Origin of the sequence: Sulfurimonas denitrificans DSM 1251 (genome assembly GCF_000012965.1) — a bacterium.
Taxonomy (GTDB): Bacteria; Campylobacterota; Campylobacteria; order Campylobacterales; family Sulfurimonadaceae; genus Sulfurimonas; species Sulfurimonas denitrificans.
On sequence record NC_007575.1, the window covers coordinates 849,699 to 865,568 of the forward strand.

Below are 15,870 nucleotides of genomic sequence, written 5' to 3' on the forward strand. Positions count from 1 at the left end.
ATACTCCTACCAACCATAAGACTGAGTTGATATGCCTTTTCCATGAGCTACTGCTCTATGTGTTTTAATAGCTGCTACTTCGTTTGCATCACCTACTAAGAGAGCCTTTGTTGAACACATAGAAGCACACATTGGAACTTTGCCCTCTGAGATTCTATTTTGTCCATATTTTTCAAACTCTTCATGTGAGTTAGTCTCTTCTGGACCACCAGCACACATAGTACACTTATCCATTTTTCCTTTTGTACCAAATGCTCCATCTTGAGGGAACTGTGGCGCTCCAAAAGGACAAGCAAATAGACAGTATCCACAACCGATACACTTATCTTTGTCATGAAGAACTATACCATCGGCTCTTATATAAAAACAGTCAACTGGGCAGACTTGTTGGCATGGTGCATCAGTACAATGCATACACGCCATAGACATAGACATCTCTTTACCTACAATACCCTCATTGATAGTTACAACTTTTCTTCTATTTATTCCAACAGGAACTTCGTGTGCTTCTTTACAAGCTACAACACAACCATTGCAGTCGATACAAAGATCCTCATCACAATAAAATTTCATTCTTGCATATTCTGGCTTGCTCATTTTAATCTCCTATGCTCTCTCAAGTCTTACCAAAGAGCACTTAGTCTCTGGACAAGATGTTTGTTGATCGTAACCATAACTTGTTACTTGGTTAGAGTTCTCTCCAAGAGCATATGGAGCAGTTCCCGCTGGGTATCTACTCTCTAAACTCTTACCACTCCAAACTCCTGAGAAGTTTTGAGGTAAAAATACTGAGTTTGTATCTACTCTTAGAGAGTATTTACATTTAATTTTTATTTTACCCTCGCCAGTACCATAAACCCACATCATCTCTCCATCTCTGATGCCTAGTTTTGCACCAAGCTCTGGATGAACTTCACCATACATCTCACCTGAGAGTTCAGCTAAGTATTTAGACGCTCTAGTTTCAGTTCCTGTTCCCATATGCTCAACTACACGTCCAGAGACTATATTAATAGGATGATCAGCCACCCAGTTTTTAGCATTTTGTTCAGACGCATAACGAACATTTGCTCTGTAGTGATTAGGTTTATCAGCAACAGCTGGATACTTTTTAATTAAATCTGGTCTAAATGAGTGCAACGGCTCTCTATGTTTTGGAATCGGATCTGTAAACTCCCAAACAATCGTTCTAGCTCTTGCATTTCCATAAGGAGCAAGACCTGCTTTAAGAGCGGTTGCAACCAAGATACCGCTATCATCATTTTTCCAGTTTTTACCCTCAACAGTTTTCTTTTGCTCTTCACTTAGTGTGATACCACTGAGCGCTTCTATATTTTTAAAAGTAATCTCATCGTATCCACCTTTTACATGTGAGCCAACTGGTGCTATACCATCAGCTGCAAGTAAAGATACTCCATTTCTCTCGGTACCAAATCTAGTTCTAAATCCTAAACCACCTTGAGCAACTGGCAAGTTTACGTTATAAAGAACTGGACTTCCTGGATGATCTTTTGACCAACAAGGCCATGGCAGACCATAGTACTCTTTTGAAACTGCGCCGCTTCCCTTTAGTGAAGTAGTATCAAATAGATGCCAATTCTCAGTATGACGCTTAAGTCGCTCCGCCGTTCTACCTTGCATACCGATAGTCTTTAGCGCTTTTGCTATCTCATCAGTTGCATCTTCAGGCCATGTAAAGTTTGGACCTTTGTCCATTCCAGCAATATATTGATTATAAAAGCCCATTCTCTTTGCAAAGTCAAACAAGATTTCATGGTCAGCTCTTGCTTCATATAGAGGCTCTACAACTTTACTTCTCCACTGTGCACTTCTTCCAGTATTTACAACTGTTCCTGAAGTCTCAACTTGAGATGCCGCTGGTAATAAATATAAATTATTCTCTCTTGTAGTAATTACTGCCGCATCATTTACATAAGGGTCGATAAATACAACAAGGTCTAGCTTATCTAGTGCTTCTTTTACTTTTTGTGTTTGAGTAATAGTTGAAATACCATTTCCTATACATACAAGTGCTTTAAGAGGAGTTCCAGCATTATTTTTAGCAGTTGTTTCATCTAAAACACCTTCCATCCATAAACTTAAACTAAAGCCCTTTGACTCCATCATTTCCTTAGATTTAAAACGACCTTTTAACCAATCATAATCTACTTTCCATTGAGATGCAAAGTACTTCCATGAACCCTCAGCAAGTCCATAATATCCTGGAAGAGTATCAGAGAGACAACCCATATCTGTTGAGCCTTGAACATTGTCATGACCTCTTAAAATATTTGTTCCGCCACCTGGTTTACCCATGTTTCCTAAAACTAACTGTAGGATTGAGCCTAGTCTTGTATTTGATGAGCCAACTGTGTGTTGAGTCCATCCTTGATTCCAAATAAGACATCCTGGCTCTGCTGTTGCAAATGCAGTTGTCGCTTGGATAAGAAGCTCTTTTGAACATCCAGTTACATCTTCAACATGTTCAGGAGTATATTCTTCACACTCTTTGAAAATCTCTTCCATTCCATAGACTCTATTGTCAATAAAAGATTTGTCATACCACTTGTTCTCACGAATAAGTCTAATCATTCCGTACATAAACGCAATATCAGTACCTGTTCTAATACGACAATAGATATCACTCTTTGCGGCAGTTTTAGAGTATCTTGGATCAATTACGATGATTTTTGCACCGTTTTGTTCTTTTGACTTTAAAATATGTTGCATCGCAATCGGATGATTTGACGCTGGATTAGCTCCAAAAATTATAATAGCTTTTGAGTTTTGCATGTCACCTAGATGATTTGTCATAGCTCCATAACCCCATGTATTTGCCACACCGGCAACTGTTGGACTATGTCAAATTCTAGCTTGGTGATCTATGTTGTTTGTTCCAAACATAGCAGCGAACTTTCTAATATAGTAAGCTTGCTCATTACTAACTTTTGCAGAACCTAAAAACTGAACAGCGTCTGCACCGTATTTTTCTCTGATGCTAATTAGCTGATTTGAAACTTGACTCATAGCCTTATCCCATTCTAGTCTTGCCCATTTTCCATCTACTTTTACAGTTGGATATCTAAGTCTGTTTGTACCTCTAACTTTATCAATCATATCAGCACCTTTACAGCAGTGACCTCCATGACTAATTGGGTGATCATGAGCGACTTCTTGACGAACCCATACATTGTTTTGAACTTCAGCTATAACACCACAACCAACTGAGCAGTGCGTACAAATAGTCTTAATGAGTTTTGAACCAGGATAAGGATTTTTAATCTCATCCTTGGTTGCACCTCTTAAGACGTTATTGCTTGCAAAGGCAGAAGTTGCTGTTGTAGCTGTTGCAAGAGAAGCCATTTTTAAAAAACTTCTTCTTCCAAAGCTTTTAAGCGTTTGCATTTTATCTTCCTTCATTTTTATTTTTTTATACTAAAACGAACTCATCCGTTTTAGTAGGAGGGACTCGCCGTCCCTTCCAACCCCCTAAAGCTACAAAACAAAGTTTCTTTAGAAAAAACTTATTTTTCGAGAATTATTGGGTTGTAGCACCTATTTTGCTGCTTTGTAAAACTCTTCCCAAGCTTGAGTTTTTGTGTACAAAATCTCTTTTTTCTTTGAAGTTCCAACTACAACACCACTGCCCATGTTATCACTATGACCTCTGTGCTTATCCTCCGTTGTAGCAGCAACTGCAACAACCGACGTGGCAAGAACTGAAGCGGCAATTCCAGCACGTTTAAGAAAATCTCTTCTTTTTAATATCTCATCAGACATACTAACTCCTCTCATAATTGTGGTTAAAAGCCACCCTAAAAGTTCAGCCAAACTCTTAAGGTGGCTTTTAACTCTCTATGCGGCTTTGATTTTTGCTATATCTAAGTAAACTCTCTCAAAGTTACAAAAGTTACCTAGTATTGCTCCTACATGTGAATATAGTTTTGTACCACTAGAAATCATCCTGTGAACAATCTCATCGCAAAACGGATTTATAACTGCTTCAAAAAGCTCTTTTTGCAAGTCTTCATCAAGTTCACCTTGAAGCTCTTGTTCTATTAGGTAAGAGGTAAAGGTAAAGATAAAACCAAAGTGATCTTCAGGTGCGCTAAATACAGCTTCATCTTTTCTGATTTTTGTCTTAGCTAAGAGATTTCTCACCCTTAGCAGCATCGCACCGCCTTCTCTTTGCTCATAATAATATGACGCACTAAGAGAGATAAACTTACCAAAAGGAACTAAAAAAAGTTCTTGATACTCATTGTAAAGCTCTTCATTCGAACTACTCTCTATATTTTGTAGTATGGTCTTTGCCGCTTCACTTACATCATCATCAAAAGAGTTGATAGAGAGTAATTCAAGAGACTCTTTGATTTTTGACATTTCGCTCTTTACATGTGACTCAACAAAGAGCAAAGAGAGTAAGTTGTATATAAATAGTCTTGCTCTATCTATTTCTTTATTACGCATTTAGCAATCCTCCTTTTATCATTACTTTTGGTTTACAATTCTCACAGCAGTAGAGTGTTCTTTGCTTAATTGGGCTAAATGAGGCAAATATTGGTCCCATCATGGCAGCTATTTTCTCAACTGATTTTGTAGTTGCAAACTCAACTCCGCACTCAACACAGGCAAAGAGAGTGTCTTTTGCAAGAGTAACCTCTTTAAACCATGAAGGTTTTAGTTCTATGATGTCACGTTTCAGCGTTAAACAATCTTTCTCAGGACAAGACGGCTCACAATATCCACATGAAGTACATAGTGATGCGTTTAGTCTTAACTCATAAGTTTTAGGATCAGCCACAAGAGCATCAACATTACAAGCTCCAACACAAGCTAAACAAAGCGTACATTTGTCTTGGTCAACTTTGACTTTTGCGTAGTGAACATGCTCTCCTGTTGTAACTACTCCCAAATCCTCTTCACCTATCATGTGAGAGAGGCGAAGTGAAAAAACCTCTCTTTTTCTTGAGCCTATCTCGTTGTAAGAGTATTTTGACTCAGGAATTAGCTCCACTTTATCTATTGCCTTTTGAAGCTCTTCTTTGTTTGCTGCTACTAAAATTGCATCTTTATTATATTTTTTTTGATAGATTTGATTTAAAATAGAGATAGAATCTTTTACTCCCTTTGATAAAAAATCAGAATAAAAAATCACTTGAGAGCCTGATTCTTGAAGAAGTGTCAAAAAAGTTGACTCATGTAAGAACTTCTCGCCCTCTATCTTTAGAGGTAAAATATTCTCTCTTAAAGATACTTCCAAACCTTTTAAAGAGATTATTCTTGGGATAACTAAAACAATATTAGAGCGAAAAAGTTTAGCCATCGTGAAGATGCTCTCTCTTGAAGTTGGTGCATAATCAAGTGCACCAGAAGGACAAACAGAGATACAGCCACCACAACCATGACAATCTATTTGTGAAAATGTAAGATGTTTTGTAGTGTTATCTTTTACGATAGCAACACTTGGGCAAACCTCTTCACATTTAGAGCAAATTTCTACTCTTCTTTCATGATATTGACAGATATTTTGATCATAAAGAGTAAATTTTTTGTAGTCATAGTTTGTAAGATTTTTTCTTAATGTTGCAAGAGTAGAATCTATAGAACTCTCTAGCGGATCAAACACGCCACTTCTCTCTTTTTGACTTTTATCACGCTTAAACCAAACTATTTGAGAGATATTGAGCGTTGCATCTTTAAAAGTATCGTTTACAACAGCCTTTAATGCTCCGATGTGCCCAGAAATTGACTTAATAGCGTCTGGTAAAACATGAAAAAGGTTAAACTCATCAGGAACCATAGCTTTTAAAAAACTCTCTTTTTGCTTCGCTGAAGCGATAAGCAAAACCTCTCTAGATACATCTTGAGAAAAGCTTATATCTTGAGCCATATCAAAGCGAATAGCATTTATCTCGTAGAGTTTTTCAACATTTTTAATCTTCTTTGCTATTGGGTCTTTTGAGTTTGATATATAGAAGTCAATCTCATCAGCGATGACTTCTCCATGAACTTCATCAGAGTTTGAGACTATAAAATTTGTTTTTTCATCTTTATTGTGAGTTGAAGCCACATATATATGTTCAGGAAGTGGGAAATCAAGCCCTTTATCGCTGTAGTAGATAAATTCTTGCATCTATTGCCCCTTTTTGGTAAAAAAAATATTACCAAAGTTTAGCCTCATAAAACTTTCATAATACTTAAAAAGTAAAATATATTTTACTTATATCAGAGATAAGAAAAACAATCCATCTTAGGATATAATAATCATAAAAAAAGGCTTATGGGTGATAAGGTACATAGTAGCATTAAGCGGTATTTTGATTTTTTTCTATTTTATTCCAAGAGATGATAAGTTTGATCAAGAGAGTTTAAAGCTCGGCATATCTGTGCCTAGTAGTGGAATCATGAAGGCATGGGGTAGTGCGGTTTATAGTGGAGCTGATTCATATTTCTTACATGTAAATGAAAATAATTTACTAAGTGGTAAAAAAATCTTTCTTGTAGTTTGTGATGATAAATACGAACCAGAACTCACCATTGAAAATATAAAAAAGCTTATAGATGAAAAGATATTTGTCTTTTTTGGTTTTGTTGGAACTCCTACAGTCAAAAAAATATTACCTATACTTCAAGAAGAGAAAATCCCTCTTATTGCTCCTTTTAGCGGTGCAGAGTTTTTAAGAGATGAAAAATATGAGCACTTTATAAACTTTAGAAGTTCATATAAAGAAGAGATAGATGCTATTGTTAAATACCTTTATGAGAAAAAAGGAGTAAAGAGATTTGCTGTTTTTTATCAAAATGATGATTATGGAGAGGAAGGTTTTGTATCTTTGCTTGAATCTTTAGATAAAAGAGACTTAGAACTCTCAGGAGAGGGAACTTACAAAAGAAATACGCTCTCTATAAAACATGCACTCTATGAGATAAAAAGTGCCAAACCTGAGGCAGTTTTAATGGTTGGAGCACATAAAGCAAATGCTATTTTTATAAAAACAGCCAAGTTGGATGAGACATTTAAAGATACTTACTTTTGCAATATCTCTTTTGGAGACGCTGATGAGATGATAAAAGAGTTAGACAAAAATACAACAAATTTACTCTTTAGCGAAGTTGCACCAAACTACAAAAACAGTGAATTGAGCGTTGTCTTAGAGTATAAAGAGTTGATGAAAAAATACTATCCAAACCAAGCCCTTGGATTTATATCTTTTGAGTCATTTCTTGCTGCAAAAACAGTTGTTGCGGCTTTACAAAATATAGATGGAAGTATCACAAGAGATAAGTTTTTAAGTGAGATAAAAAACTTACAAAGTGATTCTTTAGGTGGTTTAGAGATTGATTTTAAAAACAGACAATTGCACAACAAAATCTATCTTTATAGATATGAAAATTCAAACTTTATAGAAGTAAAAAATGAAGATTAGAAAAATACTCCTAGCAATAGAGAAAATATCTTTTTCATACAAAACCTCCATTTTGATGTTTATAATCATAGGTGGTATGATAAGCATCATAGTTCTCTCACAAATTTCTATCTACACTATAAAAAATGATTTTGATGTTTTGTTTGAAAAAAGAACAAAACCCATCTTAAAACTTGAAGCCATAAAAGATGCTTATCTCATAAATATACAAGAGTCTATTTTAGACGTTCATAATCAAAATATAGATTTAGAAGACTCGTATGATGTTATCATCTTAGGTGAGCAAATCATTAAAGATAATTGGGCGAAGTACTTAAAGATAAATTTTTCAGATGAGTATGAAGTCTCTTTTATAACAAAAACTATTAAAAAACTTTTCACAATTGGCAATCAAAATCAAAATAAAATTTTACAAAGAAGCATTATTTCAAATATAAGTGAAAAAATAAAAAGGATGGATATTTTAGTCAGCGAGATTTTAGTTGAGTTAAAAAATCCACAAAGCCAAAATATAAAAACTCTAATACAAAAAGTAAATTTTGAAGTAAATGCTATATCCATCTACCTTACAAATCTAACTAACTATGACTTAAATATGGCAATCAGTGAGAAGAGAGATACGCAAAATATCTTTAATACGCTCTCTATGATTTTAAATATCTCTATAATTTTTGTATTTGTCTTCTCTATAGTTTTGTCAGTTATGATTATTATACATTTTAGAAAGCTTCATTTTAGACTTAAAGATGCGGTAAATGAAAAAACAAAAGAGCTCTTAAAGCTAAACCAATCGCTTGAGAGGCGCATAGCTAACGAAGTGGCAAACTCAAGAAAAAAAGATCTTATAATGTTTCAACAAGCTAGACTTGCAAGTTTGGGTGAGATGATAGCAAATATTGCTCATCAGTGGAGACAACCACTAGCATCACTTATGATGATAATACAAGGTTTTGAAACTAAGATGGAGTTAGGAAAATTAACACCTGAAATTTTAAAACAAAAGGTTGATGATGCCACTCTTTTGGGAGAAAATATGTCAAAAACTATAGAAGATTTTCAAAACTTTTTTAAACCCAGTAGAGATAAAGAGATGTTTTCCCTAAAGAGGTGTATAGAGCACTCATTTGAGCTCTCTAAGTATCTTTTAGAAAAAGAGAAAATAGAATTTTTTCTAAATATAAAAGATGATGAACAGATATATGGCTTTTATAATGAACTCTCACATGTATTTTTAAATATCATCTCAAATTCTAAAGATGCGTTAAGTGATAAAGAGTATAAAAGACTAATAGAAGTAGTGGTTAAAAAGTCAAAAAACAAGATACGAGTGAACATAGTAGATAATGGCGGAGGCATAGATGAAGATATTTTACCACACATCTTTGAGCCTTACTATACTACAAAATATAAAAGCAGTGGAACAGGTATCGGACTTTACATGTCACAGCAAATTGTTGAAAAACAAATGAATGGAAAAATTGAGTGTAAGAATATTTACTATAAAATACAAGATGAAAACTTTCAAAAATGTACAATCTTTAGTATAACAATACCGCTTAAGGATGAAAATGATAACTAGAAACTTAAACATACTGAGTGGATACAACGTACTCTACCTAGAAGATGATGACTCACTTTTGCATCAAACAAAAGATATGCTTAGTGATTTTGTAAAAAATGTTTTTGCTGTAAAAACATCAAAAGAGGCTCTTGAGGTTATTAAAAAAGAGAGAGTAGATGTCATTATCTCAGATATTTTACTAGAAAATGAAAATGGAATTGATTTCTTAAGAGAGTTAAAAGAGAATCAAGATATTCATATACCAACAATTTTAACAACTGCTCATACAGATACAAAATACCTGCTTGATGCTATAAAGCTAAAAGTAGAAAACTACATAGTAAAACCCATAAACCTAAAAGAGTTGTTAAATACTCTGCATGATATAGTTCTACCACTCACCCAAGAAAAAGAGATACAAAAAAACTCAAATGTCATAAGAACAATCTCTGCTATAACAGACTCTAAACAAGTTGAGGTTATTAAGTGTATATTGGATGATTTAAATGAACAAAATGAATTTATCGCTTCATATAGTGACATTATGCAAAAGATTTCTATATCTAAACCAACCCTAATAAAGCTCTTTAAAGAGCTCTCTGAGAAAAAGATTTTAGTGAAGAGTGCGCACAAAACTTATAAGTTTAATGAGAGTGCATTGGATGTTATCTGATTCTTTTAGCAATAACAACTCAAAAGGTAAAAAATTTTATCTTTTGAGTGTTGATAAATATAACCAAACTCTATCTTTTTACAAAATATCTAACAGAGGGTGTGCTTGTATCTATATGTAAAACTTTAAAACCGTGATTTCTAACATCTATGGGAATATTGTTTATACTTTGAGGGCAATCACTGATGATTTCAAGTATATCATCGTCTCCTATGCTTCTTAATGCTTCTAATGTTTTTATAGCAGGATATGGGCATGGTTCTCCATGCATATCTAGGCGGTGTGTAGGTGTTGGAATTTGAGTGTTATTTTCCATAGTTTGTATTTCCTTTTAATTTTTTAAGATAATTTTTTTCTAACTTTAGAACTAGTAAAAATAGTAAAAACAGCAGGAGATAGTTAAAGAATAATCCACCGTAATTACCAAATGATTCTAAGAGATTTATTTTAGGCCAGCTTGTTGCAAGAGGCACTGAAATATCATCCCACACAAAAGCAAGAAGAGTTGCACCTATAACATTTCCGATACCAACTATCCAAAAGTGAGTTTGACCCTCAGCTGCTCTATACATCCATCCACACTCACAAGCACCAGCTACTACGATACCAAAACCAAATAGTACTCCGCCAATGATAGCATTTGGTCCTGCCCACATGATTTTTGGAGGAGTTCCTAGCAAGATGTAACTAAAGACACCGATAGAAGAGACTACCATTCCTATAACGATAGCTCTAGCCATTTGGCTTCTTCCTGTTGTAAAGAGATCCCTAAATGCTGAAGTAAAGCAGATTTGAGCTTTGGCAATTATAAGTCCAAAAGCGCCACCAAAAAGCATAGCAGCCCCAAGTTTTTGAGAGTTAGCAATAAAGATAAGATACATAGCCCAGAGAACCATTGCTAAAAATATAAATGTTCCAAAAGTAAAAAATCTCTTTACTTTGCCTTCATCTCTACTCTTATCTGATTGAACATCAATACCACAAGATAGTTTTTGTAATTTAACTTTTGATTGAAAAAATGGAAGTTGTGTTACCTTTACTCCAAGATAAACACCAACTATCATAGCAAAAGTAAAGAACCAAGCGTGAGCTGAAAATTGCGGTATGCCCGTAAAGAGGCTCGCTAAGTTGCATCCCATTCCAAGTCTTGCTCCAAAACCTGCTATGATTCCACCGATAAGAGCTTGATATATTCTTATCTTACTTGCAGGTATTCTCCATTTTACATTGTTACCCCAAAGAGCAGCTGCCATGACTCCTGCAAACATACCGATAATCATAACACCATCCACACGGGTAAATATATTACCATCCATATGCATAATTTTAAAATAACCCCACTCGCTTATATCAACTCCGAAGAGTTGTAAAGCATGTCCACCCCATCTTGTGAACTCGCCAGTAACTGCCCAATATGTACCTGTAATACCAAAATAGTAAACAGACAAAACTCCAAGTGCAATAACTGCGGGAACTGGTTGCCAAAAAGAAACAAGATATTTCTTTACATCTTCAAGAAAGTTCATTTTTCTCCAATAATAAGTTTTTTTTAAAAAATATAAAGTGACAAGAATGAATTTTATAAAAGATAAGAAAAATCAAATGTCTATTTGTACCACAAATCTAAAATGAATTGTATAGAAAGTAATCTTTATTTTTTATAAAAAATGGTAAAAAATATTTTACCATTTTAATATTGGTTTAACAATATAAGAAGTAAAATAACACAAACATTAACCTATGGGATAGGTGTACATAAATGTAATTTCTTCTTAACTACATGTAAACACTTCCCATAAATTTTAAGGTAAAAAATGAATAACGAATCAAAATTAACAAAGTTCGTTCAAGCAGCTGGTTGAGCAGCAAAAATGGGTCCGGGAGATCTAAAACATACAATTTGCTCACTTATTTCAGATGATAAAAATGTACTTGTAGGATTTGAAAATAGTGATGATGCAGCTGTTTATCAGATAAATGAAAATGAAGCACTTGTGCAAACTGTGGATTTTATCACACCTGTTGTGGATGATCCCTATATATATGGAAAAATCGCAGCAGCAAACTCGCTCTCAGATATATTTGCCATGGGTGCAGATGTAAAAACTGCTCTAAACATTGTAGGCTTTGATAAAACAAACCATACCTATGAAGTTCTTAGTGAAATCCTAAGAGGTGGCAATGAGAAGATAAAAGAGTGCGGTGGTGTTTTGGTTGGCGGACATACTATTGAATCGCCTGAGATGTACTATGGACTAAGTGTTACTGGGATGATTCATCCCAAAAAAGTACTAAGAAACAACACTCCTAAAATAGGACATGTTATAGTTCTAACTAAGCCTATTGGTATGGGGATTTTAACAACTGCTATAAAAAGAGATTTGCTAAGCAAAGAGACTACTCTTGAAGCCATCAATGTTATGCAATCTCTAAATTACCTGCCATCAAAACTTCTAAGAGAGTATGAGGTGAGTGCATGTACTGACATAACTGGTTTTGGTCTTTTAGGTCATGCGCTTGAATCTACAAATGAGAGAGTGAGTATCAGCATAGATGCAAAAAATGTCCCTGTTATGGCAGATGCATTTGACTTAGCAGACAAAAATATAGTTCCAGGTGGAACGAAGAGAAATATGAAATATTTAGAAGATAAAGTTATCTTTGCAGGAGACGCTTCTAAGTATGCACTTATGTTTAGCGATGCGCAAACATCGGGTGGACTTTTAATATCTATGAGTGAAAAAGATGCGTTAGAGTATGTAAAAAAAGTGCAAGATTTGACTTATGGTTACGCATGTGTGATTGGTTCTATCATTCCAAGAGGAGATAGAGCGATAATAGTGTACTAAGTTTGGTGAGAGAGCGAAGGAATCGAACCTCCCGAGGTTTTGTCAGCAAAACCTCCAATCAGGTTTGAAGTCTGCGGTGTTCACCAGAATCACATGCCCCCCAAATCTTGTACGGTGGAAGTTTACACTATAAAATATAAAAACTATATAAAAAAGGGTAAAAATGTTTTTACTAAAATCCATTCCTCAAGTAGATAAATTCATCAAAAATGAAAAATTTGCTTCTTTGCCTTTAACACTTCTTGTACAAATCACCGCAGAGGTGCTTCAAGATTTAAGAGAGCGTATTTTAAAAAATGAGATTGAATCTTTTAGTGAAGATGAGTTAGTAAAAAAAGTTTTACAAAAATATAAAGACATTACAAAACCATCTTTACAAAAAATTATAAATGCAACGGGTGTGATAGTTCATACAAACTTAGGGCGAAGTCTCATAGATGCTAATGCATTTGAGAGAGTAAAAGGCATAGTTACAAGCTATAACAATCTTGAATATGACTTAGAAAAAGGCAAAAGAGGAGAGAGATATTCTCATATTTCAGACGCTATATGCAGACTTTTAGGGTGTGAAGATGTGCTTATAGTCAACAACAACGCAAGTGCAGTTTTTCTTATCTTAAATACTTTTGCAAAGCAAAAAGAGGTGGTTGTTAGTCGCGGCGAACTTGTAGAAATCGGTGGGAGTTTCAGAGTTCCAGATGTTATGAAACAAAGCGGTGCAAAACTTGTAGAAGTTGGAGCTACAAATAAAACTCATCTCTATGATTATGAAAATGCTATAAGTAAAAAAACTTCTATGCTTATGAAAGTCCATAAGTCAAACTACTCCATAGAGGGATTTTCTAGCGAGGTTGAGTTTAAAGAGTTAGTAAAACTAGCACGTGAGAAAAATCTTATAGATTACTATGACATGGGAAGTGGGCATCTTGTTAATTTGCCTTATGGGTTAGACCAACATGAGCCATCAGTTTTAAAGTATATGCAAGAAAATCCATCGCTTCTTAGCTTCTCAGGCGATAAACTCTTAGGAAGTGTACAAGCAGGAATAATAGTAGGAAAAAAAGAGTACATTGCAAAACTCAAAAAAAATCAGCTTCTTCGTATGCTAAGAGTAGATAAACTAACTCTTGCACTCCTTGAAGATAGTGTGATTTCTGTTTTACTTAATAAATTAGATGAAATTCCTACACTTAAGATGCTCTTTGCTTCTACATGTGAGCTAAAAGAAAATGCTTTAGTTTTGCAAGATGCCATTAAAGATATATGTGATTGTGAAGTTTTAGAGACAAAAACAGTCATAGGCGGTGGAACTACTCCAAATAAAATGATTCCAAGTATCGCACTAGCTATAAAAATAGATAACTATAAACAAAACAAGATGGAAAAACTCTTTAGAGCCAAAAATATTATAGGGCGGATAGAAAACGATAGATTTTTATTAGACTTTAGAACTATACGAAAAAGTGAGATACAAGAGATTGCACATGTAGTAAAAGAGATAGCAAATGTCTAACTTAATTATAGGAACATGTGGACATATTGATCATGGTAAAACAGCACTTATTAAAGCACTGAATGGTTTTGAAGGTGACACTACAAAAGAGGAGCAAGAGCGAGGAATTACTATAGATTTGAGTTTTTCAAACATCACAAAAGATGGTAAAAACATAGCTTTTATAGATGTTCCAGGGCATGAGAAACTTGTAAAAAACATGATAGCTGGAGCTTTCTCTTTTGACTGTGTGCTTATTGTTGTGAGTGTGATTGATGGGATAAAACCACAAACTATAGAACACTTAGAGATTTTGAATCTGCTTGGTGTTAAAAATGCGGTTTTAGTTGTTACAAAAAAAGATTTGGTAGATGAGAGAGAGCTTGCATGTAAACTCTTGGAAATAGAAGAGTTTACATGTAAATATAATTTTGATTTGAAGTTTAGTATGGGAGTCTCCATCTTTGATGAATCTTCAATAGAGGCTTTAAAAGCAAAACTCTTTAGCCTTGAAGCAAATAGCAAAAAAGAAGAAAATTTTTTTAGATACTACGTTGATAGAGTCTTTAGCATTAAAGGTGCTGGAACGATTGTAACGGGAACAATTCTTGGCAAATCCATAGCTGAGAATGAAAAAATCTTTATTTGTGATATACAAAAAGAGATAAAGATAAAAAATCTTCAAGTCCACGATGAGGATGTACAAGTTGCAAATATCTCAAATCGCACTGCTATAAACCTAAGCGGTATTGATGCCAAAGATATAAAGCGTGGATTTCTCATAAGTAAAAAAGGGTATCTAAGAGGTTTTAAAACCATTGATATCTCTTTTTGTGCGCTCAAAGATAAATTTTTATATCACAACAGAGACTACTCAATATATCTTGGCTCAAGAAAGATAGATGCAAAAATTTTGCTTTACAACTCGGAGGAGTCTTTAACAAAAGGCTTTGCTTCTATCTCAGCTGATGAAAATATCTTTAGCGTCTATGGTGATAAAATAATCATCAGAGATGCAAACTCTACAGTTGCAGGAGGAGTTGTTCTAAATCCAGTAAGTGATCCTATGAAAAAATCTCAAAAATTACAACTGCTTGAAGCGTTACATGTAAAAAATATCCCAAAAGCTTACAGAGTTTTACTAGATGCTCATAAAAAAGGTTTAGGTCTAATCTCATCCGCACAACGCTTCGCACTTTCTCATCAAGAAGCATTAGCGAATGCAAAAGAGTTAGTTGGTTGCTTTGTAGATGAGAGGGAACTTGTTATCTACCCAATATCAACAAAAGAGATTATTTATAACAATATCAAAAATATATACACCAAAAATCAATTTGCACTTCTCTCAAATGCATCTATAAAACTTAGGCTAAAATGGGCTAGTGAGGGTTTTATAGAGATAGTTTTAAGAGAACTTCTTGATGAGAGATTTTTAGTTAAAGATGGAAATTTATATCAAAATGCAGATATAAAAGATGATTTTAAAAATTCAATAGAGCAGATAGTATTAAAGCGTTTAGAAGAAGAGGGCATCTCCCCAACGGCTCCATATAATATCTATGATGATTTGGATTTAGATAGAATTATAGGTGATAACACACTAAAATCACTCTGCTCTAAGGGGCAAATTATAAGAATACAGCACAATCTTTTCATAGATTCAAAGAGTTTGAGTAAGCTTGTTTTTGACATGAAGAGTATTATAAAAAAAGATGGATATGTTGATATATCAAATTTCAAAGAACTTTATCCACTCAGTAGAAAGTATCTTGTAGCTTATTTAGACTATTTGGACAATTTCTCAGAGATTAAAAAAATTGGTGATAAAAGAGTGTTTTTACACAAATAGCTAGTTATCTTCTACA

The 15,870-nt window shown here is 34.2% G+C and carries 13 protein-coding genes and 1 tRNA gene; 6 read left to right on the forward strand and 8 right to left on the reverse strand.

The features are described from left to right. Positions 1-6 precede the first annotated feature (6 nt). The 5 genes from fdh3B to SUDEN_RS04345 form a co-directional block, all read right to left on the reverse strand. The gene (gene fdh3B, locus SUDEN_RS04320) at positions 7-597 is read right to left on the reverse strand and encodes a formate dehydrogenase FDH3 subunit beta (RefSeq protein ID WP_011372451.1); all 591 of its coding nucleotides are present in this window, start codon (positions 595-597) and stop codon (positions 7-9) included. Positions 598-606: 9 nt separating this feature from the next. Further along, the gene (locus SUDEN_RS04325) at positions 607-3,405 is read right to left on the reverse strand and encodes a molybdopterin-dependent oxidoreductase (protein ID WP_011372452.1); all 2,799 of its coding nucleotides are present in this window, start codon (positions 3,403-3,405) and stop codon (positions 607-609) included. A gap of 150 nt (positions 3,406-3,555) precedes the next feature. Beyond that, positions 3,556-3,780, reverse strand: a complete 225-nt coding sequence (locus SUDEN_RS04335) for a twin-arginine translocation signal domain-containing protein (protein WP_011372453.1) — start codon at positions 3,778-3,780, stop codon at positions 3,556-3,558. Between the two features lie 75 nt (positions 3,781-3,855). Beyond that, positions 3,856-4,470: a TorD/DmsD family molecular chaperone gene (locus SUDEN_RS04340; protein WP_011372454.1), complete on the reverse strand. Its 615-nt coding sequence runs from the start codon at positions 4,468-4,470 to the stop codon at positions 3,856-3,858. Then, on the reverse strand, positions 4,463-6,136 hold the full coding sequence (locus SUDEN_RS04345; RefSeq protein WP_011372455.1) for a 4Fe-4S binding protein: 1,674 nt from the start codon (positions 6,134-6,136) through the stop codon (positions 4,463-4,465). Before SUDEN_RS04345 ends, SUDEN_RS04340 begins: the two co-directional genes overlap by 8 nt. A gap of 151 nt (positions 6,137-6,287) precedes the next feature. Between SUDEN_RS04345 and SUDEN_RS04350 the strand changes: the two genes are divergently transcribed. The 3 genes from SUDEN_RS04350 to SUDEN_RS04360 are packed head-to-tail and all read left to right on the forward strand — an operon-like array spanning position 6,288 to position 9,664. Then, positions 6,288-7,430, forward strand: coding sequence for an ABC transporter substrate-binding protein (locus tag SUDEN_RS04350; protein ID WP_011372456.1), 1,143 nt, complete (start codon positions 6,288-6,290; stop codon positions 7,428-7,430). Next, on the forward strand, positions 7,420-9,009 hold the full coding sequence (locus tag SUDEN_RS04355) for a sensor histidine kinase (protein WP_011372457.1): 1,590 nt from the start codon (positions 7,420-7,422) through the stop codon (positions 9,007-9,009). The genes SUDEN_RS04350 and SUDEN_RS04355 overlap by 11 nt, the downstream gene beginning before the upstream one ends. Beyond that, a complete protein-coding gene (locus SUDEN_RS04360; RefSeq protein WP_011372458.1) occupies positions 8,999-9,664 on the forward strand; it encodes a response regulator in 666 nt (221 codons plus the stop codon). Before SUDEN_RS04355 ends, SUDEN_RS04360 begins: the two co-directional genes overlap by 11 nt. Before the next feature lie 70 nt (positions 9,665-9,734). On the opposite strand, the gene yedF is transcribed toward SUDEN_RS04360, so the two are convergent. Both yedF and yedE read right to left on the reverse strand, forming a co-directional pair. Continuing rightward, a complete protein-coding gene (yedF, locus tag SUDEN_RS04365) occupies positions 9,735-9,980 on the reverse strand; it encodes a sulfurtransferase-like selenium metabolism protein YedF (protein WP_011372459.1) in 246 nt (81 codons plus the stop codon). Beyond that, positions 9,970-11,190, reverse strand: a complete 1,221-nt coding sequence (gene yedE, locus SUDEN_RS04370; protein ID WP_011372460.1) for a selenium metabolism membrane protein YedE/FdhT — start codon at positions 11,188-11,190, stop codon at positions 9,970-9,972. Before yedE ends, yedF begins: the two co-directional genes overlap by 11 nt. Before the next feature lie 288 nt (positions 11,191-11,478). Here yedE and selD point away from each other — a divergent pair, with 288 nt between their 5' ends. After that, complete coding sequence (gene selD, locus SUDEN_RS04375; protein WP_148153529.1) at positions 11,479-12,513, forward strand: selenide, water dikinase SelD; 1,035 nt, start codon at positions 11,479-11,481, stop codon at positions 12,511-12,513. 3 nt (positions 12,514-12,516) lie between these two features. Here the strand turns inward: selD and SUDEN_RS11250 are convergent. Beyond that, positions 12,517-12,615 (reverse strand) — tRNA-Sec (locus SUDEN_RS11250). A 61-nt stretch (positions 12,616-12,676) separates the two neighbouring features. Between SUDEN_RS11250 and selA the strand changes: the two genes are divergently transcribed. Together selA and selB are read left to right on the forward strand one after the other, a co-directional pair. Further along, positions 12,677-14,026, forward strand: a complete 1,350-nt coding sequence (selA, locus tag SUDEN_RS04380; protein WP_011372462.1) for an L-seryl-tRNA(Sec) selenium transferase — start codon at positions 12,677-12,679, stop codon at positions 14,024-14,026. Continuing rightward, positions 14,019-15,854 (forward strand): selenocysteine-specific translation elongation factor, encoded by a 1,836-nt coding sequence (gene selB, locus SUDEN_RS04385; RefSeq protein WP_011372463.1) that lies wholly within the window; start codon positions 14,019-14,021, stop codon positions 15,852-15,854. The genes selA and selB overlap by 8 nt, the downstream gene beginning before the upstream one ends. Positions 15,855-15,870 lie beyond the last annotated feature (16 nt).

What these genes read in the sequence shown, in the direction of transcription:
- fdh3B (WP_011372451.1), bottom strand. Translation starts at nt 597, where the DNA reads ATGAGCAAGCCAGAATATGCAAGAATGAAATTTTATTGTGATGAGGAT.
- SUDEN_RS04335 (WP_011372453.1), bottom strand. Translation starts at nt 3,780, where the DNA reads ATGTCTGATGAGATATTAAAAAGAAGAGATTTTCTTAAACGTGCTGGA.
- SUDEN_RS04340 (WP_011372454.1), bottom strand. Translation starts at nt 4,470, where the DNA reads ATGCGTAATAAAGAAATAGATAGAGCAAGACTATTTATATACAACTTA.
- SUDEN_RS04345 (WP_011372455.1), bottom strand. Translation starts at nt 6,136, where the DNA reads ATGCAAGAATTTATCTACTACAGCGATAAAGGGCTTGATTTCCCACTT.
- SUDEN_RS04355 (WP_011372457.1), top strand. Translation starts at nt 7,420, where the DNA reads ATGAAGATTAGAAAAATACTCCTAGCAATAGAGAAAATATCTTTTTCA.
- SUDEN_RS04360 (WP_011372458.1), top strand. Translation starts at nt 8,999, where the DNA reads ATGATAACTAGAAACTTAAACATACTGAGTGGATACAACGTACTCTAC.
- yedF (WP_011372459.1), bottom strand. Translation starts at nt 9,980, where the DNA reads ATGGAAAATAACACTCAAATTCCAACACCTACACACCGCCTAGATATG.
- yedE (WP_011372460.1), bottom strand. Translation starts at nt 11,190, where the DNA reads ATGAACTTTCTTGAAGATGTAAAGAAATATCTTGTTTCTTTTTGGCAA.
- selA (WP_011372462.1), top strand. Translation starts at nt 12,677, where the DNA reads ATGTTTTTACTAAAATCCATTCCTCAAGTAGATAAATTCATCAAAAAT.
- selB (WP_011372463.1), top strand. Translation starts at nt 14,019, where the DNA reads ATGTCTAACTTAATTATAGGAACATGTGGACATATTGATCATGGTAAA.